This is a genomic window from Siccirubricoccus sp. G192, from assembly GCF_019084075.1.
Classification (GTDB): Bacteria; Pseudomonadota; Alphaproteobacteria; order Acetobacterales; family Acetobacteraceae; genus G192.
Genome location: NZ_JAHREN010000001.1, coordinates 3,045,548 through 3,066,854 on the forward strand (window position 1 = coordinate 3,045,548; position 21,307 = coordinate 3,066,854).

Consider the following 21,307-nt stretch of genomic DNA (forward strand, 5'->3'; position numbering starts at 1 on the left):
GTCTATTTGATCTTCGCCTCGCGGAAGACGACATGCTTCCGGGCGACCGGGTCGTACTTCTTCAGTTCGAGCTTGCCGGTGCTGTTCCGGACGTTCTTCTTCGTCACGTAGAAATAGCCGGTCTCGGCGCTGCTGACGAGTTTGATCTGGATTGTATTCGACTTGGCCATGACGAAGCCTTCTGATTCCTGTGATGGCGGCGAGGCGGAAGGGGCGGGACACTAGCGGCCAGCGCCGCCGCGTCAAGCCAAACCGGCGCCGGGACGGGCGGAACCGCTCGATTCAGGCGGCCCGCTGCCCTTCGGGCGGCATCAGCGTGCCAGCGCGGCCGAATAGGCCTCCGGCGTATCGATCAGCGCCTGGGCCGCCGCCACATCCGAGTCCCGCCCCTCGGCCGGGGGGCAGGTGCTGCGGAGCGCTGCCACCTCGGCCGGCGGCACGGGCGCGCGGGCGGCCCGCAGCCGGGCTAGGGCCAGCGCCATTGGCGGGTCGCCCCGGCGCAGCCGGGCCAGCCCAACCTCCGTCGCCTCGGCGCCGAGGCTGGTGCAGAGCGCCGGCAGCACGCCGAGCCCCTGGATCGGCCAGCCGAGCGGCGCCAGCACGCGGGACCAGGTCACCAGCAGGTCGCCGCCATTGGGCAGGGGCACCACCACCTGGATCAGGCCCTTGCCCATGGTGGCGCTGCCCACCACCACCGCCCGCCCGCGGTCGGACAGCGCCGCCGCCACGATCTCCGCCGCCGAGGCGGAGCGGCCGTCCACCAGCACCACCACCGGCACGCCATCGGCGAGGTCCGGCCCGCCCGCCTGCCAGATCCGGGCCGCATCCGGGTGGCGCCCGGCGGTCTGCGCCACGAGGCCGCCATCCAGGAAGGCACTGGCCACCGCCACCGCCTGGCCGAGCAACCCGCCCCGGTTGCCGCGGAGATCCAGCACCACGCCGCGCGTGCTGCCCGGCCGGACACCCTCCAGCAGCGCGCCGGACAGCTTGCGGTCGGTGGCATTGGAGAAGCCGTCGATGCGGAGCCACAGGATGCCGCCGCGCTGCTCCGCATGCACCGAATCCGGCGGCACCAGGCTGCGCCGCAGCAGGGTGTCGAAGCGCCGGCGGCCCCGCTGCAGGCGGAGCGCCACGTCACCCCCCCGCCGGCCCCTCCAGCAGCGTCGCCGCCAGGCCGAGGTCACGGGCCGAGACCGGCACCCCGTCCACCGCCAGCAGGCGGTCGCCCGGCTGCAGCCCGGCCCGCGCCGCCGGCCCGTCCGGCATCACCGCGGCGAGCACCACCTCATGGCCGCGCCCGGCCGCCAGCCGCAGGCCGAGCCCGGCCTGGCCGACCCGCCGCGCCCGCGCCGCCTGGGCTTCCTCCGGCGTCATGTAGCGGCTGTAGGGGTCGAGGTGGTTGAACAGCTCCTCGAAGGCGCTGCGCAGCATCCCTTCCGCGCCGGCCCGGCGCAGCGGCGGCGAGGTCCGCCAGGCGGCCTCGAACATCGCCGCCAGGGCCACCGCCAGCGGCATGGCGGCCGCCTCGGGCGGCGCACCCGGCGGCGGGGTCGGCACCGGGCGCGCCGCCAGCAACCGCTCGGGGCCGGAAAGCAGCAGGGTGCCGGCCCGCAATTCGGGTTGCAGCAGCGGTTCCAGCACCTCCAGCCCGCGCAGGCTCCAGAGCGCGATCTCGCCGGGGGCGGCGCCCTCCAGGTGGCGTTCCAGCACCGCCTCCAGCGCCACGGTGAAGACCGCCTGCACCTGTTCCCGCGGGAAATGCTCCGGCTGGCCGCGCGCACCCGGCGGCGCCAGGCAGAGCAGCAGCAGGATCAGCCGCGCCGGCCACCGCGGCGCGCCGGCCGTCCGGCGGGGGCGCCCTGCATCAGGTGGAAGACCATGCCGCCGGTGCGCGGGGTCGCCTCGACCAGGCGGGCCTCCACCGCCTGGCCGAGCGTGAAGGCCAACCCCGTCCTCTGGCCCACCAGCATATGCCTGGCCTCGTCCTGCGCCCATCGGTCGTCCGGCAGCGACGCAAGGGGAACGATTCCGCTCGCGCCATTCGCCTGCACGGTGACGAACAGGCCGAAACGTGTCACCCCGGAAATGCGTGCCTCGAACACCTCTCCGATATGCTGTGCCATATAGGCAGCAAGGTAGCGTTCCACCGCGCCGCGTTCGGCCATGGCGGCGCGACGCTCGGTTTCGGTGATGTGTTCGGCTGTATCCGGGAAGCGGGCGGCCTCCGTCTCCTCCAGGCCACCGGCGCCGAGTCCGAGGCCACGGACCAGGGCGCGATGCACCAGCAGGTCGGCGTAGCGGCGGATCGGGCTGGTGAAATGCGCGTAGCGGCGGAGCGCCAGGCCGAAATGGCCGATATTGTCGGGGCTATAGGCCGCCTGGGACTGGCCGCGCAGCACCGTCTCATGCACCAGCAGCTCCTCCGGCCGGCCCGCTGCCCGCTCCAGCACATGCGCGAAGTCGCGCGGCTGGATGCGGTCGCCGGGCGGCAGGCTGATGTCGAGGCTGGCCAGGAACTGCCTGAGCCCCTCCAGCTTCTGGTCCGAGGGCCGGTCATGGATGCGGTACATGCAGGGCTGCCGCAGCCGCTCCAGCTCCTCCGCCGCGCAGACATTGGCGGCGACCATGAATTCCTCGATCAGGCGGTGCGAATCGAGGCGCGCCCGCGGCACCACCGCCGTGACCTTGCCCTGCGGATCGAGCAGCACGCGGCGTTCCGGCACCTCGAGGTCGAGCGTGCCGCGCCGCTCCCGCGCCGCCAGCAGCGCCCGGAAGGCGCCATGCAGGGCAGGCAGGTGGCCAGTGGGGAGGCCGGGCAACTCGCCACCCGCATCCACCGCGGCCTGGACCTGCTCATAGGTGAGGCGCGCGGCGCTCCGCATGATGCCGCGGCCGAAGCGGTGGCCGGTCTTGCCGCCGCCGGCATCGAAGCGCATCTCGACGAAGAGGCAGCCGCGATTCTCCCCCGGCCGCAGGCTGCACCAGCCATTGGACAGCGCCTCCGGCAGCATCGGCACCACCCGGTCCGGGAAATAGACGCTGTTGCCGCGCGCCCAGGCCTCGCGGTCGAGCGGGGTATCGGGGCGGACGTAATGCGCGACATCGGCGATGGCGACGATCACCCGCCAGCCGGTGCCCTCCGGCTCGGCCCAGACCGCATCGTCGAAATCGCGTGCATCCTCGCCATCGATGGTGACGAGGGGGATCCCGCGCAGATCCTCCCGGCCGCGGGCGGTGACGGCGCGGGCATGCTCGGCCTCCTGCACCGCCTCGGCCGGGAAGATGTCGGGGATGCCATGGGCATGGATGCAGATCAGCGAGACGGAGCGTGGCTCCCCCACGCGGCCCAGGCGTTCGACGATGCGGGCGGGGCGGAGGCCGAGGGCGCGTCCCGGCAGGGGCTCCGCCAGCACGATTTCGCCAGGTTCGGCGCCGGCATTCTCGCCCGGCGGCACCGCCCATTCCGCCTTGTGGCGGCGGTCGGTCGGGATGATCCGGCCTTCCTCATAGACACCGAGCACCCGGGCCGCCGAGGGGGCGGCGATGCGCTTGACCGTGCGGCCCTCGTATTTGCCGGCGCCGATCGGCTTGAGCCGGGCCAGCACCCGCTCCCCCGGCGCCAGCGCCGCCTGGCCGGCGCGTTCCGGCTGCATGAAGATCACCGGCGGGCGGCCCTGTTCGCTGCGCCAGCCGAGGGGGCGGGCGATGGGGTCGCCATCCGGGTCAGTACCCGTGACTTCGACCGCCACCATCTCCGGCAGCCGGCCGGGCGCGCTGAGGCCGCGGCGGCCTGCGGGGGCGGCGGAGCCATCCCCCTTCAGCGATTGCAGCAGCGCGCGGAGCGCCGGGCGCTGGTCGGAGGTGAGGCCGAAATGCCGGGCGATCTCGGTCTTGCCGACCCGGCCCGGCGCCTCCCGCAGGAAGCGCCGCAATGCTTCCTTCGAGGGCAGCGGCGGCGCTTCCCCGCTACCCGGCCGACCCTGGCCGCGCGCGCGACGCGGGGCGGGGGCGGGCGGGCGGCGGGGCATATCAGGCTTCGCTCTTGCGTCGTGCGGCGGGCCGGGCGGCCGGTTTCGCCTTGGCTGCGGATTTTCGGGCCACGGGCTTGGCGGTGGCGGGCTTCTTCGCCGCGCCGGCCGGTTTCGTGCCGGCGGGCTTGCGTGCAGCGGCCTTTGCCGGCCGCGCCGGTGTCTCGGCCTCCGCCTCGCCATTCGGCTTGCCGCGCCGGGCAGGGGCCGTCGCCTTGCCCTTGCCGCGGCCCTTGACCAGCGGCTTCAGCTCCTTGCCCTTCTCGGCCAGGAGCTGCACCACCTGGTCCAGCGTCGCCTCTTCCATCTCGAGGCCGCGCGGCAGGTTGGCCACGCGCTTGCCGTGCTGGGCATAGGGGCCGAAACGCCCCTTGCGGATCTCGACCGGGGCGCCATCCGCCGGGTGCATCCCCACCAGCCGCACCTTCGCCCGCGCCTTGGCCAGCAGGTCCATGGCGCGGTTCATGCCGAGCGTCAGCACATCATCACCCGGCTCCAGGGACTGGTAGGTGGTGCCAAGGCGGATATAGGGGCCGAAGCGGCCGATGCCGGCGGTGATCTCGCCCCCCCGTCTCGGGATCGCGGCCGATCGGGCGGGGCAGGGAGAGCAGCGCGAGTGCCCGTTCCAGATCCAGCGTCTCGGGGTCCATGTCGCGGGTCAGGCTGGCGCGGCGCGGCTTGGTGGGCTTGCCCTTCTCATCCGTGCCGCCCTCGCCGAGCTGGACATAGACCCCGTAGGGGCCGCGCCGGATGCTGACATTCTGGCCGGTGGCGGGGTCGGTGCCGAGTTCGCGCGGGCCTTCCGCCAGGCCGGTGGCATTCTCCCCCTCCGCCCCCGGCACCGCCAGCGGGCGGGTGTAGCGGCATTCCGGGTAGTTGGAGCAGCCGATGAAGGCGCCCGAGCGGCCAAGCCGCAGCCCCAGCCTGCCATTGGCGCAGGCCGGGCAGAGCCGGGGGTCGCCGCCATCCGCCGGCGCCCGGAAGAAATGCGGGCCAAGCTCCTCGTCCAGCGCATCGATGACATCGCTGATCTTGAGGTCCTTGGTGGCGGCGATGGCCTTGCTGAATTCCTCCCAGAAGGCCCGCATCACCGCCCGCCAGTCGATCCTGCCGCCGGAGATCTCGTCGAGCTGTTCTTCGAGCGAGGCGGTGAAGCCGCTGTCCACGTAGCGGGTGAAGAAGGAAACCAGGAAGGCCGTCACCAGCCTGCCGCGGTCCTCCGGGATGAAGCGGCGCTTGTCGATGCGGACATACTGGCGGTCCTGCAGGGTCTGCAGGATGGAGGCATAGGTGGAGGGCCGGCCGATGCCCAGTTCCTCCATCCGCTTCACCAGCGAGGCTTCCGAATAGCGCGGCGGCGGCTGGGTGAAGTGCTGGCTGGCCGTGACCTCGCCGCGTTTCAGCGGATCGCGCTCGCGCATCGGCGGCAGGGTGCGGCCTTCCTCCTCGTCGCCCACCGCGTCATCGACATCCTCGCGGTAGAGCTTGAGGAAGCCATCGAAGGCGATGACCGAGCCGGTGGCGCGCAACCGGGTGCGGCCATCCGCCGTGGCCAGGTCCACCGTGGTCTGGTCGAGCTCGGCCGACTGCATCTGGCTGGCGACGGCACGCTTCCAGACGAGTTCATAGAGCCGGCGCTGCCGCTCATCGAGGTAGCGGGCGACCCGCTCCGGCGTATTGGCCACATCGGTCGGGCGGATCGCCTCATGCGCTTCCTGCGCGTTCTTGGCCTTGCTGCTGTATTCGCGCGGCGCGCCGGGCAGGTAGTCGGCGCCGAAATCCTGGCGCACATGGTCGCGGATGGCGGTGATGGCCTCGCGCGCCATCTGCACGCCATCGGTCCGCATGTAGGTAATCAGGCCGACCGTCTCGCCGCCGATCTCGACGCCTTCATAGAGCTGTTGCGCCGTGCGCATGGTCTGCTGCGCGCCGAAGCCGAGCTTGCGGGAGGCCTCCTGCTGCAGGGTGCTGGTGGTGAAGGGGGCGGGCGGGTTGCGCCGGACGCGCCGCTTCTCGATCGAGGCAACCGCGAATTCACCCGCCACGACCGCCGCCTTGGCGCGGAGCGCGGCCGCCTCGTCCGGCAGGTCGAATTGTTCGAGCTTCTTCCCCTCAAGATGCGTCAGCCGGGCGGTGAAGGGCGCGCCCTGGGGCGTGGCGAAGCGGCCCTCGACGGTCCAGTATTCGCGGGCCTTGAAGGCCTCGATCTCCGCCTCGCGCTCGCAGATCAGCCGCAGCGCCACGGATTGCACGCGCCCGGCGCTGCGGCTCCCCGGCAGCTTCCGCCAGAGCACGGGGGAGAGGGTGAAGCCCACCAGGTAGTCCAGCGCGCGCCGCGCCAGATAGGCGTCGATCAGCGGGGTGTCGAGGTCGCGCGGATGGTCGATGGCGTGCTGCACCGCCCGCTTCGTGATCTCGTTGAAGGTGATGCGATGGACCTTGAGGCCCTTAAGCGCGCCCTTCCGTGCCAGCATCTCCCGCACATGCCAGGAGATCGCCTCGCCCTCCCGGTCCGGGTCGGTGGCGAGGAACAGGCGGTTGGCGCCGCGCAGCGCCCGGGCGATCTCGTTGACCTGGCGCTCGCCGCGGTCCTCGGATTCCCAGTCCATGGCGAAATCCTCCTCCGGGCGGACGGAGCCGTCCTTCGGGGGCAGGTCGCGGACATGGCCGAAACTCGCCAGCACGGTATAGCCGCCGCCGAGATACTTGTTGATCGTCTTGGCCTTGGCGGGCGATTCAACGACGACGACATCCGGCATGGAACTGTAGATCCTTGCGGCCGCATCCCGGCCAAGCGAAAACGGCGTATCGAGAAGAACGCATCCGGCGGATTCGACGCAATGCCCCGTCGTCCGCTCCGCGCGCCCGCCTATGCCCGCCCGGTCAGCGCCACCCGGTTGCCCGGCAGCATCTCAACCTGGCCGGCCAGTTCGAGATCGAGAAGGATCGCCTGGACGACGGAGGGCGAGAGGTGGCAGCGCCGCACCACCTCGTCAACCGGGACCGGTGTGGTTCCAAGCAATTCAAACACTTGGCCGGCGCCCTCCTGGGTTTCGGCCGGGTTGGGGAGGCTGGCCGGGGCCGGTTCCGGCGCCGTCCGGGCGGCGGGCGGGTCGAAGAGGCGGGTGCTGCGGGGCGCTTCCGGGAGGTGTTCCAGCACGTCGTCCAGCCCCTCCGTCAGATGGGCGCCCTGGCGGATCAGGTCGTTGGAGCCGCGGCAACGCGGGTCGAGCGGGCTGCCGGGGATGGCGAACAACTCCCGCCCGGATTCCAGCGCCAGCCGCGCGGTGATGAGGCTGCCCGAGCGCAGCGCCGCCTCCACCACCACGACCCCGAGCGCCAGCCCGGCGACGATCCGGTTGCGGCGCGGGAAGTGCCGGGCCAGGGGCGCGGTGCCGAGCGGCGCCTCGGCTAGCACCGCGCCGCCCTCCGCGGCGATCCGGGCCTGGAGCGCGGCATGTTCCGGCGGATAGGGCTGGTCGAGCCCGCCGGCCACGGCCGCCACGGTGCGGCCGGCCCGGAGCGCGCCGAGATGCGCCGCCGCATCGATCCCCCGCGCCAGGCCGGAGACCACCGGGAAGCCCGCGCCGGCCAGCGCCTCCGCCAGTTCCTCGGCGATGCGCCGCCCGGCCGCGGAGGCGTTGCGGGCGCCGACCAGGGCGACGCTGCGGGGCGCCGCGAGGGCCGCCGGGTCGCCGAGCAGGGCCAGGACCGGCGGCGCATCCTCCAGCAATTCGAGCAGGGGCGGATAGCCGGGGGTGCCGGTGAAGAGGAAGCGGCCGCCGAGCCGGGCCACCGCCTCTGCCTCCCGCCGCACCGTGCCTCCGGCCGGGGGCAGGAGGGTGCCGCGGCCGTAGCGCGGCAGTTCCGCCAGCGCCGCCGCCGCGCTGCCGAAGCGCGCCATGACGCGGCGATAGGTCTGCGGCCCGACGCCCTCGGTGCGGGCCAGCCGCAGCCGGGCCAGCGCCTCCGCCGGCGATGGCTCCCGGGTCATGCCTTGCGGCCGATCCGCGGCTCGGTGCCGGCCAGCAGGCGGGCGATATTGGCGCGGTGGCGGATCGCCACCAGCGCCGCGGTGCCGGCCGCAAACAGCGCCAGATCGGGCCTTCCGGCCAACAGGGCAATGACCGGCGCCGCGCCGCAGGCCGCCAGCGCGGCGGCCGAGGAGATGCGGGTGAGGAGGGCGGTGGCCAGCCAGACCAGCCCGGCGGCGAGGCCGAGCCACCAAGCAGCCGCCAGCAGCACGCCGCCGCCGGTGGCCACGCCCTTGCCGCCCTTGAAGCCGAGCCAGACCGGGAAGGCATGGCCGAGCATCGCCCCGAAACCGGCCAGCAGCCCCGCCTCCTCCCCCCCAGAGCCAGCGCGCGAGCAGCAGCGCCACCACCCCCCTTGGCGGCATCGAGCAGCATGGTGGCCGCGGCCAGGCCCTTGTTGCCGGTCCGCAGCACATTGGTCGCGCCGATATTGCCGGAGCCGATGCTGCGGATATCCCCGAGCCCCGCCGCCCGGGTGAGCAGCAGTCCCCAGGGGATGGAGCCGAGCAGGTAGCCCAGCGCCAATGCCAGCACCGCGGTCATGCGCCGAAGACCCGGCGGCCGACCTTCCAGGTGCCGACCACCCGCCCCTCCAGGGCCCGGCCGTCGAAGGGCGAGTTCTGCGCCTTGCCCGGCAATTGCCCGGCCTTCACCTGCCAGGCCCGGTCGGGTGCGAAAAGCACCAGGTCGGCCGGCGCCCCCTTGGCCAGCCGCCCCACGGGCAGGCCCAGCAGCCGGGCCGGCCGGGCGGTGAGCAGATCGAGCGCCGCCAGCAGGGTCAGGTCGCCGCCATGCACCCGGGCCAGGGTCACGCCGAGCAGCGTGGCGAGGCCAGCGCCGCCCGCCTCGGCCTGGGCGAAGGGCAGGCGCTTGTCATCGGCGTCATGCGGCTGGTGGTCGGAGGCGATGGCGTCGATGGTGCCGTCGCGGAGCGCCGCCACCACGGCCAGCCGGTCCGCCTCCGGCCGCAGCGGCGGCGAGAGCTTGGCATAACTGCGCCAGTCGCCAATGGCGGTCTCGTTCAGGTCGAAATAGGGCGGCGCGGTGTCGCAGGTGACGGCCAGGCCCTCGGCCTTTGCGGCCCGGATGAGATCCAGCGCGGCGGCGGTGGAGACATGCGCGAAATGCACCTGGCCACGGGTGAGGCGGGCCAGCGCGATGTCGCGGGCGACCAGGATGACCTCCGCCGCGGCCGGGATACCGGGCAGGCCGAGGCGGGTGGCCAATTCCCCCTCCGTCGCGGCGCCGCCGGCGGCGAGCGAGGGGTCCTCCGGGTGCTGCACCACGAAACTGCCGAAGGTGCGGGCATAGGAGAGGGCGAGCCGCATGGTGCGGGCGCTGCCGATGGCGCGGCGGCCATCGGTGAAGGCGATGGCCCCGGCCTGTTGCAGCAGCCCGTATTCGGCGATCTCCTGGCCGGCGCAGCCCTTGGTGGCGGCGCCATAGGGCAGCAGGGTGATGGAACCCGTCGCCTCGCCCCGGCGCAGCACGAATTGCACCAAAGCGGGGTCGTCCAGCGCCGGGTGGGTATCGGGCAGGGCGCAGAGGGTGGTGATGCCGCCGGCGGCGGCGGCCTGGGCGGCGGAGGCGATGGTCTCGCGGTGCTCGGCGCCCGGCTCGCCGATGGCGGCGCGGAGATCGACCAGGCCAGGGGCGAGGCAGAGGCCCGAGGCGTCCACCGTCTCCACCCCTTCGGGGCTGCCGATAGCCTGGCCGAGATCGGCGATGGCGCCCTCCCGCACCAGCAGGTCGCCGGTCACGTCCATGCCGCTGGCCGGGTCGAGCAGCCGCGCGCCGAGAAAGAGCGTTTCATTCACGGCAGGCGCTTCTCCATGTTGACGCGGCGGAAGGCGCCTTGCATGGCGCGGTGCGTCTCGACGAAGCCGAGGCTTTCGTAGAGGCGGATATTCGCCTCCATCGCGGCGTTGATGAAGATGCGGATCAGCCGGTGCCCGCGCCGGCGCGCCTCGGCCTCGATGAAATCCATCAGCCCATGGCCGAGGCCCTGGCCCTGCGCCTCGGGCGCGATGGCGATGTTGTCCAGCAGCAGGGCCTCCGGCTCCTCCTCGAGTACCACCAGGCCGAGAATGCGGCCGTCCGGCGCCTCCAGCACGAAGCCCTGGCCGGCCGCAATGCGGGCGGCGTAGTCGTCGGTCATGGGTGCCGGCTCACGGCCGATCAGCGGCACCCAGCGCGCATAGGCGGTGCGGACGAGGGCGAGCATGGCCCCGTCCTCCCCGGGCCGCGCCGGGCGGACCCGGGGCATCAGGCGTTCCGCCGGAGGTCGCGGGCCAGCACGTCCAGCACCGCCATGCGTACGGCGACGCCCATCTCCACCTGCTCGCCGATGACGCTGCGCTCCGGGTCGTCGGCAATGGCGCTGTCGATCTCGATGCCGCGGTTCATCGGACCGGGATGCATGACGATGGCATCCGGCCTGGCCCAGGCCAGCTTCTCCGCATCCAGCCCCCAGAAGCGGAAGAATTCGCGGGAGGAGGGCACCAGGCCGCCGGTCATGCGCTCCCTTTGCAGGCGCAGCATCATCACCACATCGGCGCCCGTGAGCCCCGCCCGCATGTCGTGGAATACCTCCACGCCGAGCCGCGCCGCCTCCGCCGGGATCAGCGTCGGCGGGCCGATCACCCGCACGCGGCAGCCCATGGTGGTGAGCAGGTGGATGTTGCTGCGCGCCACCCGGCTATGCAGCACATCGCCGCAGATGGCCACCACCAGCCCCTCCAGCCTGCCCTTGCGGCGGCGGATGGTGAGCGCGTCCAGCAGGGCCTGGGTCGGGTGCTCATGGGTGCCGTCCCCGGCATTGATCACCGCCGCCGAGACCTTCTGGGAGAGCAGCGCCGGGGCACCGGATTGGGCGTGGCGGATCACCAGCAGGTCGCAATGCATGGCGTTCAGCGTGGAGGCGGTATCCAGCAGCGTCTCCCCCTTGTTCACGCTGGAGGTGGAGACGGCCATGTTGATGACATCGGCGCCGAGCCGCTTGCCGGCCAGCTCGAAGCTGGTGCGGGTGCGGGTGCTGTCCTCGAAGAACAGGTTGATGAGGGTCTGGCCGCGCAGCAGGTCCCGCTGGGTCTTCCCGGAGCGGTTCAGCAGGGCATAGCTCTCGGCCAATTCGAGCAGCGCCCCGATATGTGGCGGCTCCAGGCCCTCGATGGCCAGGAGGTGGCCTTCGGGGAGGATGGGGAAGGAGAAGGACATGGGGACTCGTCCGGAGGGGGCGGCGAAGGTGTAGCGCCGCCACGCCGGCCAACGGAAGCCTTGAGGTGTTCGGCCCTGCGGGCCGGCCTATGCCGGCGTCACCTGCCCCATCTCCAATTGCCACCCGGCCGCGGTCAGGGGAAAGGCCTTCACGCTGTTCCGCACCGCGATCTGGTAGATCGGCTGGAACAGGATGAAGTGGTGCGCCGCATCCACCATCTGCTTCTGGTATTCCACCCAGAGGGCGGCCGCCTTCGCGCTGTCCGGCTCCTCCGCCGCCTGCCGCACCAGTTGCACCAGCGGGGCCGGCGGGGTCCAATGGACGCGGCGGGCGACACGCTCCACCGTGGCGGCGGCCCAGAGCTCGTTCTCGACCGCCGGCGGGTTCCAGAAGGTCAGCACCCCGCCCTGGCTGCGGCCGGTGGTATAGGCGGTGCGGAGATTGACCTGGTCCATCGGCGCCAGCCTGGCGCGGATGCCGACGCGGCCGAGATCCGCCTGGATCTTCTGCGCCAGCAATTGATAGGAGACGCCGGCCACCGCGGCATTGCCATAGGCGATCTCGAATTCGAAGCCCTCCGGGAAGCCGCCTTCCTGCAGCAGCGCGCGGGCGCGGTCGAGGTCCTGGCGGAAGCCGATCTCCCGCGCCACCTGCTCGGTGCTGCCATTCACGCCGATCGGCAGGAAGGTCGCCGGCCGCAGCGCGGCGCCGCCGAGCATGCTGCCCAGGATGCCGTCATAGTCGATGGCATGGCCGATTGCCTGGCGGCAGGGCTTCTGGGCGAGCGCCCGGTTGAATTCCGGGTTCTGGGTCACGGCCATATAGACGAAATCGAGGCTCGGCAGGCGTTCGGTGCGGATGTCCCGCTCATCGCGGAGCGTCGCCACCTGCTCGGGGATCAGGTTGAAGGCGGCCTGGATGTCGCCGCGCCGCACCGCGAGCAACTGCGCCGCGCTGTCGCTGAAATGCCGGATCACCACCCGCTCATAGGCCGGCGCGCCGCGCCAGTGGTGCGGGTTGCGGACCAGCTGGATCTGCTGGTTCCGCTCCCAGCGGACCAGGCGATAGGGGCCGGTGCCGGCGCTGTTCTGGTTCAGCCAGTCGGTGGCCTTGTCGCGCTCCTTGGCATCGGCGGCGGCGGTGCCGCCATGCTGTTCCACAAGCTTCTTCTCCAGCACGCCGAAGGCCGGGGCGCAGAGGATGTTCAGCAGCGGCGCGGCGGGGTCGTTCATCACCAGGTCGATGGTGCGGGGATCCACCACCTCGCAGCGATCGACCATCTTCAGGTATTGCTGGGTCTGGTCCTTCATGTGAAGCAGCCGCATGAAGCTGAACTGCACGTCCTCGGCGGTCAGCGCGGCGCCGCTGGCGATTTCACGCCTTCCCGCAGGGTGAAGCGCCAGCCGCGGCCATCCGGGGTGCGGCGCCATGCGGTCGCGAGCGCCGGTTTCGGGGTGATGTAGTCGCCCGGCTCCAGGGTCATCAGCGGGTCATAGACCGCGGCGAGCGTCATGGGCGGCGTGTATTGCGCCTGCCGCACCGGATCGAGGGTGACGGTGTCGCTGATGTCGATGCCGATCACCAGCGTGTCCCGCCGGGCCTGGGCCCAGGCTTGGCCCCGCGGCAGCAGCGCCGCGCCGGCGGCGCCGAGGCCGAGCAGTTGCAGCAGGTCGCGCCGCGCGACGGGGCGGAATTCCTCGGTGATCGGCATGCGTCCCCTCCCAGGGCGGCGCGGTGTCCCCCGCGCATCGATGCCGGGCAGGATAGGGGCCGGACCGGGCGCAGGGAAAGCCAATCGCGCGTCACCAGGGCTGGGGCTGCACAATCCAGGCCGAACATGCCATGCATGGGGGGGCTCGCCGCTGCCCTGCCGGGGCCGGGAGGCGGGGAAGGGTAGGAAACCGGGCATGTTCAACGGGCTCAGCCCCATCGATTGCGACCTGCATCCCATGGTGCCGGGCATGGCGGCCCTCGCGCCCTATCTCGATGAATTCTGGCGCGACCAGGTGCGGGAGCGCGGCATCACCCAGCTCGACAGCCAGAGCTGGCCGATCCTGGCCCCCAAGACCATCCGGCCGGACTGGCGCAACGCCAAGGGGCGCGGCGCGGAGAGCGTCGACCTGCTGCAGTCCCAGGTGCTGGACCGCTTCGGCACCGGCGCCGGCATCCTGAACCCGCTCTATGGCGTGCAACTGGTGCTGAACCAGGACATGGCGCTGGCCTTCACCCGGGCGCTCAACGATTGGGTGCGGGCGGAATGGCTGGACCGTGACGACCGGCTCCGCGCCTCCATCGTCCTGCCGATGCACGACCCGGCCGAGGCAGTGGCGGAGATCGAGCGGCTGGCCGGGGACCGGCGCTTCGTGCAGGTATTGGCACTGGTGATGGGGGAGGTGCCGCTGGGCAGGCGGCAATTCTGGCCGGTCTACGAAGCCTGCATCCGGCATGGGCTGGCCTTCGGCATCCATGCCGGCAGTGCCTACAGGCACCCGCAGACCTCGGTGGGCTGGACGTCCTGGTACCTGGAGGAATATGCGGCGAACCAGCAGGCCTTCCAGAGCCAGCTCGCCAGCCTCATCACCGAGGGCGTGCTGAGCAAATTCCCGGCGCTGAAGGTGGTGCTGCTGGAATCCGGCGTCACCTGGCTGCCCGCCTTCCTCTGGCGGTTGCAGAAGACCTGGAAGGGCGTGCGCTTCGAGGTGCCCTGGGTCGATCGCCCGCCGGTGGAGTTGGTGCGGGACCAGGTGCGGCTCACGGTGCAGCCGCTGGATGCGCCGGAGGATGCCGGGGTGGTGCAGCGTTTCCTGGACCATCTGCGTTCCGAGGATATGCTGCTCTGGGCCTCCGACTGGCCGCATTGGCAATTCGACGGCGATGCGGCGGTGCCGCCGGGAATCCCGGCCACGCTGCTGCCGAAATTGATGCGGGACAACCCGCTGGCGACCTATGCTCGGTTGAGGGAAGGAATCGCGTGATGAACGTCATCCAGCCGCTCGGAAATCCGGGCAAGCCAGCCGCCGCGACGCTCGGCCTAATCGATGTGGACATCCATCCGCGGGCGAATGGCATCGCCGACCTCAAGCCCTGGTTGAGCCAGCGCTGGTGGGAACATGCCCAAACCTATGGAATGCGCGCCCGGCACGGCTTCACGGGCGGCCAGCCGCCTTTCCCCAAGGCCCAGCCGCTGGCCTCGCGCCGCGATGCCTGGCCGCCGGGCGGCGGCACGCCGGCCTCGGACGTCGAATTCCTGCGGCACCAGCACCTGGACAATTACGGTATCGATATCGGGGTGCTGAACCCCTTGCAGCCCTCCGGCCAGGGGGGACCGCAACAACGGCTTCTCCGTCGCCATGGCGCATGCGGTGAACGAATGGCAGTTGGAGGTCTGGCTGCGCAAGGAGCCCCGGCTGCGCGGCAGCGTGGTGGTGCCCTATGAGGATGCCGCCGCCTCCGTCGCTGAGATCCGCAAGCGCGCCGGCGACCCGAATTTCTGCCAGGTGCTGCTGATGAGCCGCACCGCGGAACCTGCCGGCAACCCGCGCTACTGGCCGATCTACGAGGCGGCGGTGGAGGCCGGGCTGCCGGTGGCCTTTCACGCCTTCGGCTATTCCGGCTGGGCCATGACCAATGGCGGCTGGCCGAGCTTCTACATCGAGGAGGTCAGCGAGCACGCCACCTCCTGCCAGAACCAGGTCATCAGCCTGGTGACCGAGGGGGTGTTCGAGCGCTTCCCCGGGCTGAAGATCATCCTGATCGAATGCGGCATGGCCTGGCTGCCCTCGGTGGGCTGGCGGCTCGACAAGCACTGGAAGCAGTTGAAATCCGAGGTGCCGCATCTGAAGCGCGCGCCGAGCGACTATATTCGGGATCATATCTGGGTTTCTACCCAACCCATGGATGAGCCGGAACGCGGCAAGCATCTGGCGGACATCATGGAGTGGGTCGGCTGGGACAAGATCCTTTTCGCCAGCGACTACCCGCATTGGGATTTCGACGACCCGCGCGCGGCGCTGCCCGGCTTCCTGCCGGCCGAGCGGCGGCGCGACATCTATGGTGGCAATGCGCGGGCGGTCTACGGGTTCTAGGGCATGGCCAGACATGTCGTGGGCGCTGTCGCGGAGATCCCGCCGGGCGGGCGGAAGGTGCTGGAGGCCGAGGGGCGGCGCATCGTCGTCTTCAACCTCGGCGGGGAATTCTTCGCCCTCTCGGACCGCTGCCCGCATCAGGGCGGCAGCCTCTGCGCCGGGACGCTCAGCGGCCATGTCGAGTCGAGCGAGCCGGGCGAGTACCGCTATTCCCGTCGCGGCGAAATGATCCGCTGCCCCTGGCACTACTGGGAATTCGACATCCGCACCGGCAAGTCCTGGTTCGATCCGAAGCGCGTGCAGGTCCGGCAATACCCGGCGCAGGTCGAGAAGGGCGCCACGCTGGTCGAGGGGCCCTATCTCGCGGAAACCTTCCCGGTGCGGGTCGAGGATGATTACGTGGTGGTGGAGGCCTGACGCGCGGCCTTCCTCCACCGCAGTCAATCCGAGTTTATTTCCACCCTGCACCGCCCGCCTCCAGATTGCCCCGGCAGCACCAGGAAGGCGGCAGCGGGCAATGGTCATTGTTTCGGGGCGGAATGAGGTTGAGCAGGGCGGGCACCGTCACGCGCGGCAGCGTGCGGCCGCCGCATGATCTTCCACCCGACCCCCCTGGCCGGCGCCTTTCTCATCGAGCCCGAGCGGCGCGGCGATGCGCGCGGCTTCTTCGCCCGGATCTTCTGCGAGGAGGAATTCGCCAGGGCCGGGCTGGAGACGCGCTTCACCCAGGCCAACAACTCGCTCACCGGCCGCCGTGGCACGCTCCGCGGCATGCATTACCAATTGCCGCCGGCGGCGGAGGTGAAGCTGGTGCGCTGCATCGGCGGTGCCATCCATGACGTGATCGTCGATCTCCGGCCGGACAGCCCGAGCTTCGGGCGCTGGTTCGGCGCCGAACTCAGCGCCGAGAACCGCATGATGATGTATGTGCCGCGCGGCTTCGCGCATGGCTTCGTCACCCTCACCGAGGATGCGGAAGCCTTCTACTTCGTGAGCGACGCCTATGCGCCGCAGCAGGAGCGGGGGCTGCGCTACGACGATCCCTGGATGGGCATCGAATGGCCGGTCACGCCGAGCGAGGTCTCCGCCAAGGACGCCGCCTGGCCGGCCTTCGATCCCGGCTTCCATGGCACCGAGAGTTTCCGCGGGCTGCGCTGACGGCCCCCGCCAATGACCAAGGGACTGAGAACCACCGCATGATCATCGTGGACAGGCTGCTGGCGCAACGCGAGGCCGAGGGCAATCCGGTTCGGGTCGGCATGGTGGGCGCCGGCTTCATGGCGCGCGGCATCGCCAACCAGATCGTGAATTCCGTGCCCGGCATGCGGCTCGTCGCCATCGCCAACCGCACCCTGCCGCGCGCGGTCGGTGCCTATGCCGAGGCGGGGGTCGCGGAAGTGCGGGAGGTCGCCAGCCAGGCGGCGCTGGAGGAGTGCATCCGGGCCGGCATCCCGGCCGTGACCGAGGATGCGATGCTGCTCGCCTCCGCGGCGGGAATCGACTGCCTGCTGGAGGTCACCGGCGCCGTCGAGCACGGGGCGCAGGTGATCCTGCGGGCGATCGAGCATGGCCGGCATGTGGTGACGATGAATGCCGAGCTGGACGGCACGGTGGGACCGCTGCTCAAGCATTACGCCGACAAGGCAGGGGTGATCCTCTCGGGCAGCGACGGTGACCAGCCCGGCGTGCAGATGAACCTGTTCCGCTTCGTCCGCTCCATCGGGCTGACGCCGCTGGTCTGCGGCAATATCAAGGGGCTGCAGGACCCCTACCGCAACCCCACCACCCAGGCGAGCTTCGCGGCGCGCTGGGGGCAGAACCCGTATATGGTCACCAGCTTCGCGGATGGCACCAAGATCAGCTTCGAGCAGGCGATCGTCGCCAATGCCACCGGCATGGCGGTGGCGCAGCGCGGCATGCTGGGCCTGGACCATGCCGGCCATGTCGATGAGCTGACCAAGGTGTATGACATCGACATGCTGCGCGCCCGCGGCGGCATCGTGGATTATGTGGTGGGCGCCAGGCCAGGCCCCGGCGTCTATGTGCTGGCCACCCATGACGACCCGAAGCAGCGGCACTACCTCAACCTGTACAAATTGGGGGAGGGGCCGCTCTACAGCTTCTATACGCCCTATCACCTCTGCCATTTCGAGGTGCCGCTCTCGATCGCCCGCGTGGTCCTGGCGGGCGACCCGGTGCTGCAGCCCCTCGCCGGGCCGCGCGTCGAGGTGGTGACGCTGGCCAAGATCGACCTCACAGCCGGCACGGTGATCGACACGCTGGGCGGCTATGCCACCTATGGGCAATGCGAGAATTACGCCGTCGCGCGGGCCGAGAGCCTGCTGCCGATGGGCCTGGCCGAGGGCTGCCGGCTGCGGCGCGACGTGGCGAAGGACGCGGCGCTCACCTATGCCGATGTCGAGATCCCGGCGGGCCGGCTGATCGACCGGCTGCGGGCCGAGCAGGATGCGATGTTCCCGGCCGGGGCGCCCGCCTCGCGCGCCGCGGCCTAGCTTGCCCGGCCGGACTCCCTTTCAGCCCGGGGCTTCGGATCGCAGGGGAGAACGGCAGGCAGGCACCCAGGCCCCGCCACACGGTGCCTCTGCGGTGCTGACTGAGGGGCGGAGGCCAACCAAGCGCCCCGATGCGAATCGGGTAATGCCGCGAATCGCTGCCGCCGCAGCAAGGGCTGGCATATCCGCCCGGCGAGCCCCCGGGGTGGCCGGGTCGCGGCATGCCGGCGGGGGCGGCCGTTGGGCCATCAGAACGCGTCCGGTTCGGATACCGGGTCCGAAGCGACCTCGGAATGGTATCGGATTGGGCGGTGGTGGTGGCGCCGGGGTAGCCTCCGGCGCCGAAGGCGGCTAGGAAGCCTGCTTCCCGCTACGGACCCGCACCCGCCCGCCATGGCAACCGTTCTCCTTATCATCCATCTTTTCGTCACCCTGGCGCTGATCGGGGTTGTGCTGCTGCAGCGCAGCGAAGGCGGCGGGCTGGGCATCGGCTCCTCCCAGGGCATGGGCGCCTTCATGACCGGGCGGGGCACGGCCAATCTGCTGACCCGCGCCACGGCCGTGCTGGGCACCGTCTTCTTCGCCCTGTCCCTGACCCTGGCCCTGCTCGGCCGCGGCACCGGCCAGCCGCGCTCCATCCTGGATACGCCGCCGGCCGCGACCGCGCCCGCCCTGCCGGCGCTGCCCGCCGCCCCGGCCGTTCCGACCAATTGAGCCGTCCGGTCGTCCGGAGGCGAAGCCGGAGGGCGTGAACCGGTCGGCAAGAGACAAGCCGCTCCGGGCCATGCCCGGGGCGATCCACCCGCCTGCCCACGGCCGGCCGGGCGGGCCATGGCCCCCCCCTGGTTGCGGCCGATTCATCACAATACCCGCCCTTGCATGGCCGCCCTGCTGCGTCGCGGGTAGCCGTGCCGGGCCGGCCGCAGTAGAAGGGGCGCCCATGGCGCGGTTCGTATTCATCACCGGCGGCGTGGTTTCCTCCCTCGGCAAGGGCATCGCAGCGGCGTCTCTCGGCGCCCTGTTGCAGGCGCGCGGATACAAGGTCCGGATCCGCAAGCTCGACCCCTATCTGAACGTGGATCCGGGGACCATGTCGCCCTATCAGCATGGGGAGGTCTTCGTCACCGATGACGGTGCGGAGACCGATCTCGATCTCGGCCACTATGAACGCTTCACCGGCGTGCATGCCTCGAAGGCCGACAACTGGACGACGGGGCGGATCTATTCCGACGTCATCGCGGCGGAGCGCCGCGGCGACTATCTCGGTGGCACCGTCCAGGTGATTCCGCATATCACCGACAAGATCAAGGAGGTGGTCGAGGCGGAGACCGACCCCTACGACTTCGTCCTGGTCGAGGTCGGCGGCACGGTCGGCGACATCGAGAGCCTGCCCTTCCTGGAGGCGCTCCGCCAATTGGCGAATGAGCTGGGCCCGACCCGCAGCCTCTTCATGCACCTGACCCTGGTGCCATTCATCGGCAGCGCCGGGGAGCTGAAGACCAAGCCGACCCAGCATTCGGTGAAGGAATTGCTCAGTGTCGGCATCCAGCCGCAGATCCTGCTCTGCCGCTGCGACCGGCCGATCCCGGAGAATGAGCGGCGCAAGATCGCGCTGTTCTGCAACGTGCGGCCGGAAAGCGTGATCCCGGCGCTGGACGCCAAGACGATCTACGGCGTGCCGCTGCAATACCATTCGGAGGGGCTGGACCGGGAAGTGCTGCGGCACTTCAACCTTTCCATCTACGGCGATCCGGGATTGGAGCGCTGGGAGCGGATCACCAATGCGATCCAGCAGCCGGAGGGCGAGGTCACCATCGCCGTCGTCGGCAAGTACACGAACCTGCTCGACAGCTACAAATCGCTCGCCGAGGCGCTGGCGCATGGCGGCATCGCTCATAACGTGAAGGTCAAGCTGGACTGGGTGGATAGCGAGATCTTCGAGAACGACGAGGAGGCGGTGCAGCGCCTGGAAGGCGTGAACGGCATCCTGGTCCCCGGCGGCTTCGGTGAGCGTGGCACGCCGGGCAAGATCCAGGCGGTGCGCTTCGCCAGGGAACGCAAGGTACCCTTCTTCGGCATCTGCTTCGGCATGCAGATGGCGGTGATCGAGGCGGCGCGGAACCTGGTCGGCCTGCCCGGCGCCTCCTCCACCGAATTCGGCGCCTGCGAGCATCCCGTGGTGGGGCTGCTCACCGAATGGCTGCGCGGCAATGAGGTGGAGCGGCGCAGCCTCGGCAGCGACCTCGGCGGCACCATGCGGCTCGGCGCCTATCCGGCGAAGCTGGTGGAGGGGTCGCTGGTGCGCGAGGTCTATGGCGGGGAAGCCGAGATCCGTGAGCGCCACCGCCATCGCTACGAGGTGAACGTCAACTATAAGCCGCGGCTGGAGGAGGCGGGGCTGCGCTTCTCCGGCATGTCGCCGGATGGCGAATTGCCGGAGATCGTGGAATACCCGGACCACCCCTGGTTCATCGGCGTGCAGTTCCACCCGGAACTGAAATCCAAGCCCTTCGAGCCGCATCCGCTGTTCCGTGGCTTCATCGGCGCGGCGGTGCGGCAGGCGAGGCTGGTGTGATGCGCACTGTCCGGATCGGGCCGGTCGCGGTCGGCAACCACCTGCCGCTCGCCTTCATCTCCGGCCCCTGCCAGATCGAGAGCCGGGCGCATGCGCTGGAGACGGCGCATGCCCTGCGGGAGATGGCGGCGGCGGCCGGGGTGCCGCTGATCTACAAATCCAGCTTCGACAAGGCCAACCGCACCAGCGTCACGGCTGCGCGCGGCATCGGGCTGCGGGAAGGCCTGGAGATCCTGGCGGAGGTGCGCGAGGCCACCGGCCTGCCGGTGCTGACCGATGTCCACAACGAAGCGCAATGCGCCGCGGCGGGCCAGGCGGTGGATTGCCTGCAAATTCCCGCCTTCCTCTGCCGCCAGACTGACCTGCTGCTGGCCGCCGGCGCCACCGGCAAGCCGGTGAACGTCAAGAAGGGCCAGTTCCTGGCGCCCTGGGACATGCAAAACGTCGCCGAGAAGATCGCCAGCACTGGCAATGCCGATGTGCTGCTCTGCGAGCGAGGCACCAGCTTCGGTTACAATACCCTGGTCAGCGACCTGCGCGGCCTGCCGATCATGGCCGCGACCGGCTATCCCGTGGTCTTCGATGCCACCCATTCGGTGCAGCAGCCGGGCGGGCTTGGCGGCAGCAGCGGCGGGCAGCGGGAATTCGCGCCGGTCCTGGCCCGCGCCGCAGTGGCGGTGGGGGTGGCGGCGGTCTTCATTGAGGCCCATGCGGACCCGGACCGGGCGCCGTCCGACGGGCCGAACATGATCCCGCTGCGCGAGATGCCGGCGCTGCTGGCCCGGCTCAAGGCCTTCGACGCGCTGGCGAAGGGTCTGGCCGGCTGAACACCAGGCCCGGTCCCCCGAATCGGCG

General features: G+C 70.9%; 19 protein-coding genes and 2 pseudogenes. 8 read left to right on the plus strand and 13 right to left on the minus strand.

Annotated elements, in window-relative coordinates; genetic code table 11:
- Positions 1 to 2: 2 nt before the first annotated feature.
- From rpmG to KSF81_RS14635, 12 genes and pseudogenes are all read right to left on the minus strand, one after another.
- The gene (gene rpmG / locus KSF81_RS14580; RefSeq protein WP_217379611.1) at positions 3 to 170 is read right to left on the minus strand and encodes a 50S ribosomal protein L33; all 168 of its coding nucleotides are present in this window, start codon (positions 168 to 170) and stop codon (positions 3 to 5) included.
- A 141-nt stretch (positions 171 to 311) separates the two neighbouring features.
- A complete protein-coding gene (locus tag KSF81_RS14585; protein ID WP_217379612.1) occupies positions 312 to 1,133 on the minus strand; it encodes a S41 family peptidase in 822 nt (273 codons plus the stop codon).
- A 1-nt stretch (position 1,134) separates the two neighbouring features.
- Entirely contained in the window at positions 1,135 to 1,743 is a 609-nt protein-coding gene (locus tag KSF81_RS31490) for a S41 family peptidase (RefSeq protein WP_217379613.1), read from the minus strand.
- A gap of 68 nt (positions 1,744 to 1,811) precedes the next feature.
- The gene (rnr, locus tag KSF81_RS14595) at positions 1,812 to 4,028 is read right to left on the minus strand and encodes a ribonuclease R (protein WP_217379614.1); all 2,217 of its coding nucleotides are present in this window, start codon (positions 4,026 to 4,028) and stop codon (positions 1,812 to 1,814) included.
- 1 nt (position 4,029) lies between these two features.
- A pseudogene (topA, locus tag KSF81_RS14600) lies at positions 4,030 to 6,787 on the minus strand (type I DNA topoisomerase).
- 110 nt (positions 6,788 to 6,897) lie between these two features.
- Positions 6,898 to 8,022, minus strand: coding sequence for a DNA-processing protein DprA (gene dprA / locus KSF81_RS14605; RefSeq protein ID WP_217379615.1), 1,125 nt, complete (start codon positions 8,020 to 8,022; stop codon positions 6,898 to 6,900).
- Positions 8,019 to 8,605, minus strand: a pseudogene (gene plsY, locus KSF81_RS14610) (glycerol-3-phosphate 1-O-acyltransferase PlsY). The gene dprA and the pseudogene plsY overlap by 4 nt, the downstream one beginning before the upstream one ends.
- Complete coding sequence (locus KSF81_RS14615) at positions 8,602 to 9,828, minus strand: dihydroorotase family protein (RefSeq protein ID WP_217381702.1); 1,227 nt, start codon at positions 9,826 to 9,828, stop codon at positions 8,602 to 8,604. The pseudogene plsY and the gene KSF81_RS14615 overlap by 4 nt, the downstream one beginning before the upstream one ends.
- Positions 9,829 to 9,875: 47 nt before the next feature.
- A complete protein-coding gene (locus tag KSF81_RS14620) occupies positions 9,876 to 10,286 on the minus strand; it encodes an N-acetyltransferase (RefSeq protein WP_254453534.1) in 411 nt (136 codons plus the stop codon).
- Positions 10,287 to 10,327: 41 nt separating this feature from the next.
- Positions 10,328 to 11,278, minus strand: a complete 951-nt coding sequence (locus tag KSF81_RS14625; protein WP_217379617.1) for an aspartate carbamoyltransferase catalytic subunit — start codon at positions 11,276 to 11,278, stop codon at positions 10,328 to 10,330.
- 87 nt (positions 11,279 to 11,365) lie between these two features.
- Positions 11,366 to 12,604 (minus strand): ABC transporter substrate-binding protein, encoded by a 1,239-nt coding sequence (locus tag KSF81_RS14630; protein ID WP_254453535.1) that lies wholly within the window; start codon positions 12,602 to 12,604, stop codon positions 11,366 to 11,368.
- Positions 12,605 to 12,630: 26 nt separating this feature from the next.
- Positions 12,631 to 12,990: a hypothetical protein gene (locus KSF81_RS14635; protein ID WP_217379619.1), complete on the minus strand. Its 360-nt coding sequence runs from the start codon at positions 12,988 to 12,990 to the stop codon at positions 12,631 to 12,633.
- Positions 12,991 to 13,186: 196 nt separating this feature from the next.
- On the opposite strand from KSF81_RS14635, the gene KSF81_RS14640 reads away from it, so the two are divergent.
- Positions 13,187 to 14,254: an amidohydrolase family protein gene (locus KSF81_RS14640; RefSeq protein ID WP_217379620.1), complete on the plus strand. Its 1,068-nt coding sequence runs from the start codon at positions 13,187 to 13,189 to the stop codon at positions 14,252 to 14,254.
- Positions 14,255 to 14,310: 56 nt separating this feature from the next.
- Here KSF81_RS14640 and KSF81_RS14645 read toward each other — a convergent pair whose 3' ends face one another.
- Complete coding sequence (locus tag KSF81_RS14645) at positions 14,311 to 14,631, minus strand: hypothetical protein (RefSeq protein WP_217379621.1); 321 nt, start codon at positions 14,629 to 14,631, stop codon at positions 14,311 to 14,313.
- Here KSF81_RS14645 and KSF81_RS14650 point away from each other — a divergent pair.
- The 7 genes from KSF81_RS14650 to kdsA all read left to right on the plus strand — a co-directional run bounded on the left by KSF81_RS14650 (position 14,630) and on the right by kdsA (position 21,279).
- The gene (locus KSF81_RS14650; RefSeq protein WP_217379622.1) at positions 14,630 to 15,364 is read left to right on the plus strand and encodes an amidohydrolase family protein; all 735 of its coding nucleotides are present in this window, start codon (positions 14,630 to 14,632) and stop codon (positions 15,362 to 15,364) included. The two genes, KSF81_RS14645 and KSF81_RS14650, sit on opposite strands and share 2 nt — an antisense overlap.
- 3 nt (positions 15,365 to 15,367) lie before the next feature.
- Complete coding sequence (locus tag KSF81_RS14655) at positions 15,368 to 15,781, plus strand: Rieske (2Fe-2S) protein (protein ID WP_217379623.1); 414 nt, start codon at positions 15,368 to 15,370, stop codon at positions 15,779 to 15,781.
- Between the two features lie 174 nt (positions 15,782 to 15,955).
- The gene (rfbC, locus tag KSF81_RS14660; RefSeq protein ID WP_217379624.1) at positions 15,956 to 16,522 is read left to right on the plus strand and encodes a dTDP-4-dehydrorhamnose 3,5-epimerase; all 567 of its coding nucleotides are present in this window, start codon (positions 15,956 to 15,958) and stop codon (positions 16,520 to 16,522) included.
- A 38-nt stretch (positions 16,523 to 16,560) separates the two neighbouring features.
- Complete coding sequence (locus tag KSF81_RS14665) at positions 16,561 to 17,877, plus strand: NAD(P)H-dependent oxidoreductase (protein ID WP_217379625.1); 1,317 nt, start codon at positions 16,561 to 16,563, stop codon at positions 17,875 to 17,877.
- Positions 17,878 to 18,270: 393 nt separating this feature from the next.
- Positions 18,271 to 18,591 (plus strand): preprotein translocase subunit SecG, encoded by a 321-nt coding sequence (secG, locus tag KSF81_RS14670; protein ID WP_217379626.1) that lies wholly within the window; start codon positions 18,271 to 18,273, stop codon positions 18,589 to 18,591.
- Between the two features lie 226 nt (positions 18,592 to 18,817).
- Complete coding sequence (locus KSF81_RS14675) at positions 18,818 to 20,452, plus strand: CTP synthase (RefSeq protein ID WP_217379627.1); 1,635 nt, start codon at positions 18,818 to 18,820, stop codon at positions 20,450 to 20,452.
- Entirely contained in the window at positions 20,452 to 21,279 is an 828-nt protein-coding gene (gene kdsA / locus KSF81_RS14680; RefSeq protein ID WP_217379628.1) for a 3-deoxy-8-phosphooctulonate synthase, read from the plus strand. Before KSF81_RS14675 ends, kdsA begins: the two co-directional genes overlap by 1 nt.
- Positions 21,280 to 21,307 lie beyond the last annotated feature (28 nt).

Bases quoted from the DNA above. Each gene is read 5' to 3' on its own strand.
- rpmG (WP_217379611.1), bottom strand. From the start codon at position 170: ATGGCCAAGTCGAATACAATCCAGATCAAACTCGTCAGCAGCGCCGAG.
- rnr (WP_217379614.1), bottom strand. From the start codon at position 4,028: ATGCCCCGCCGCCCGCCCGCCCCCGCCCCGCGTCGCGCGCGCGGCCAG.
- dprA (WP_217379615.1), bottom strand. From the start codon at position 8,022: ATGACCCGGGAGCCATCGCCGGCGGAGGCGCTGGCCCGGCTGCGGCTG.
- KSF81_RS14615 (WP_217381702.1), bottom strand. From the start codon at position 9,828: ATGGACGTGACCGGCGACCTGCTGGTGCGGGAGGGCGCCATCGCCGAT.
- KSF81_RS14620 (WP_254453534.1), bottom strand. From the start codon at position 10,286: ATGCTCGCCCTCGTCCGCACCGCCTATGCGCGCTGGGTGCCGCTGATC.
- KSF81_RS14625 (WP_217379617.1), bottom strand. From the start codon at position 11,278: ATGTCCTTCTCCTTCCCCATCCTCCCCGAAGGCCACCTCCTGGCCATC.
- KSF81_RS14630 (WP_254453535.1), bottom strand. From the start codon at position 12,604: ATGCGGCTGCTTCACATGAAGGACCAGACCCAGCAATACCTGAAGATG.
- KSF81_RS14635 (WP_217379619.1), bottom strand. From the start codon at position 12,990: ATGCCGATCACCGAGGAATTCCGCCCCGTCGCGCGGCGCGACCTGCTG.
- KSF81_RS14640 (WP_217379620.1), top strand. From the start codon at position 13,187: ATGTTCAACGGGCTCAGCCCCATCGATTGCGACCTGCATCCCATGGTG.
- KSF81_RS14650 (WP_217379622.1), top strand. From the start codon at position 14,630: ATGGCGCATGCGGTGAACGAATGGCAGTTGGAGGTCTGGCTGCGCAAG.
- KSF81_RS14645 (WP_217379621.1), bottom strand. From the start codon at position 14,631: ATGGCGACGGAGAAGCCGTTGTTGCGGTCCCCCCTGGCCGGAGGGCTG.
- KSF81_RS14655 (WP_217379623.1), top strand. From the start codon at position 15,368: ATGGCCAGACATGTCGTGGGCGCTGTCGCGGAGATCCCGCCGGGCGGG.
- rfbC (WP_217379624.1), top strand. From the start codon at position 15,956: ATGATCTTCCACCCGACCCCCCTGGCCGGCGCCTTTCTCATCGAGCCC.
- KSF81_RS14665 (WP_217379625.1), top strand. From the start codon at position 16,561: ATGATCATCGTGGACAGGCTGCTGGCGCAACGCGAGGCCGAGGGCAAT.
- secG (WP_217379626.1), top strand. From the start codon at position 18,271: ATGGCAACCGTTCTCCTTATCATCCATCTTTTCGTCACCCTGGCGCTG.
- KSF81_RS14675 (WP_217379627.1), top strand. From the start codon at position 18,818: ATGGCGCGGTTCGTATTCATCACCGGCGGCGTGGTTTCCTCCCTCGGC.
- kdsA (WP_217379628.1), top strand. From the start codon at position 20,452: ATGCGCACTGTCCGGATCGGGCCGGTCGCGGTCGGCAACCACCTGCCG.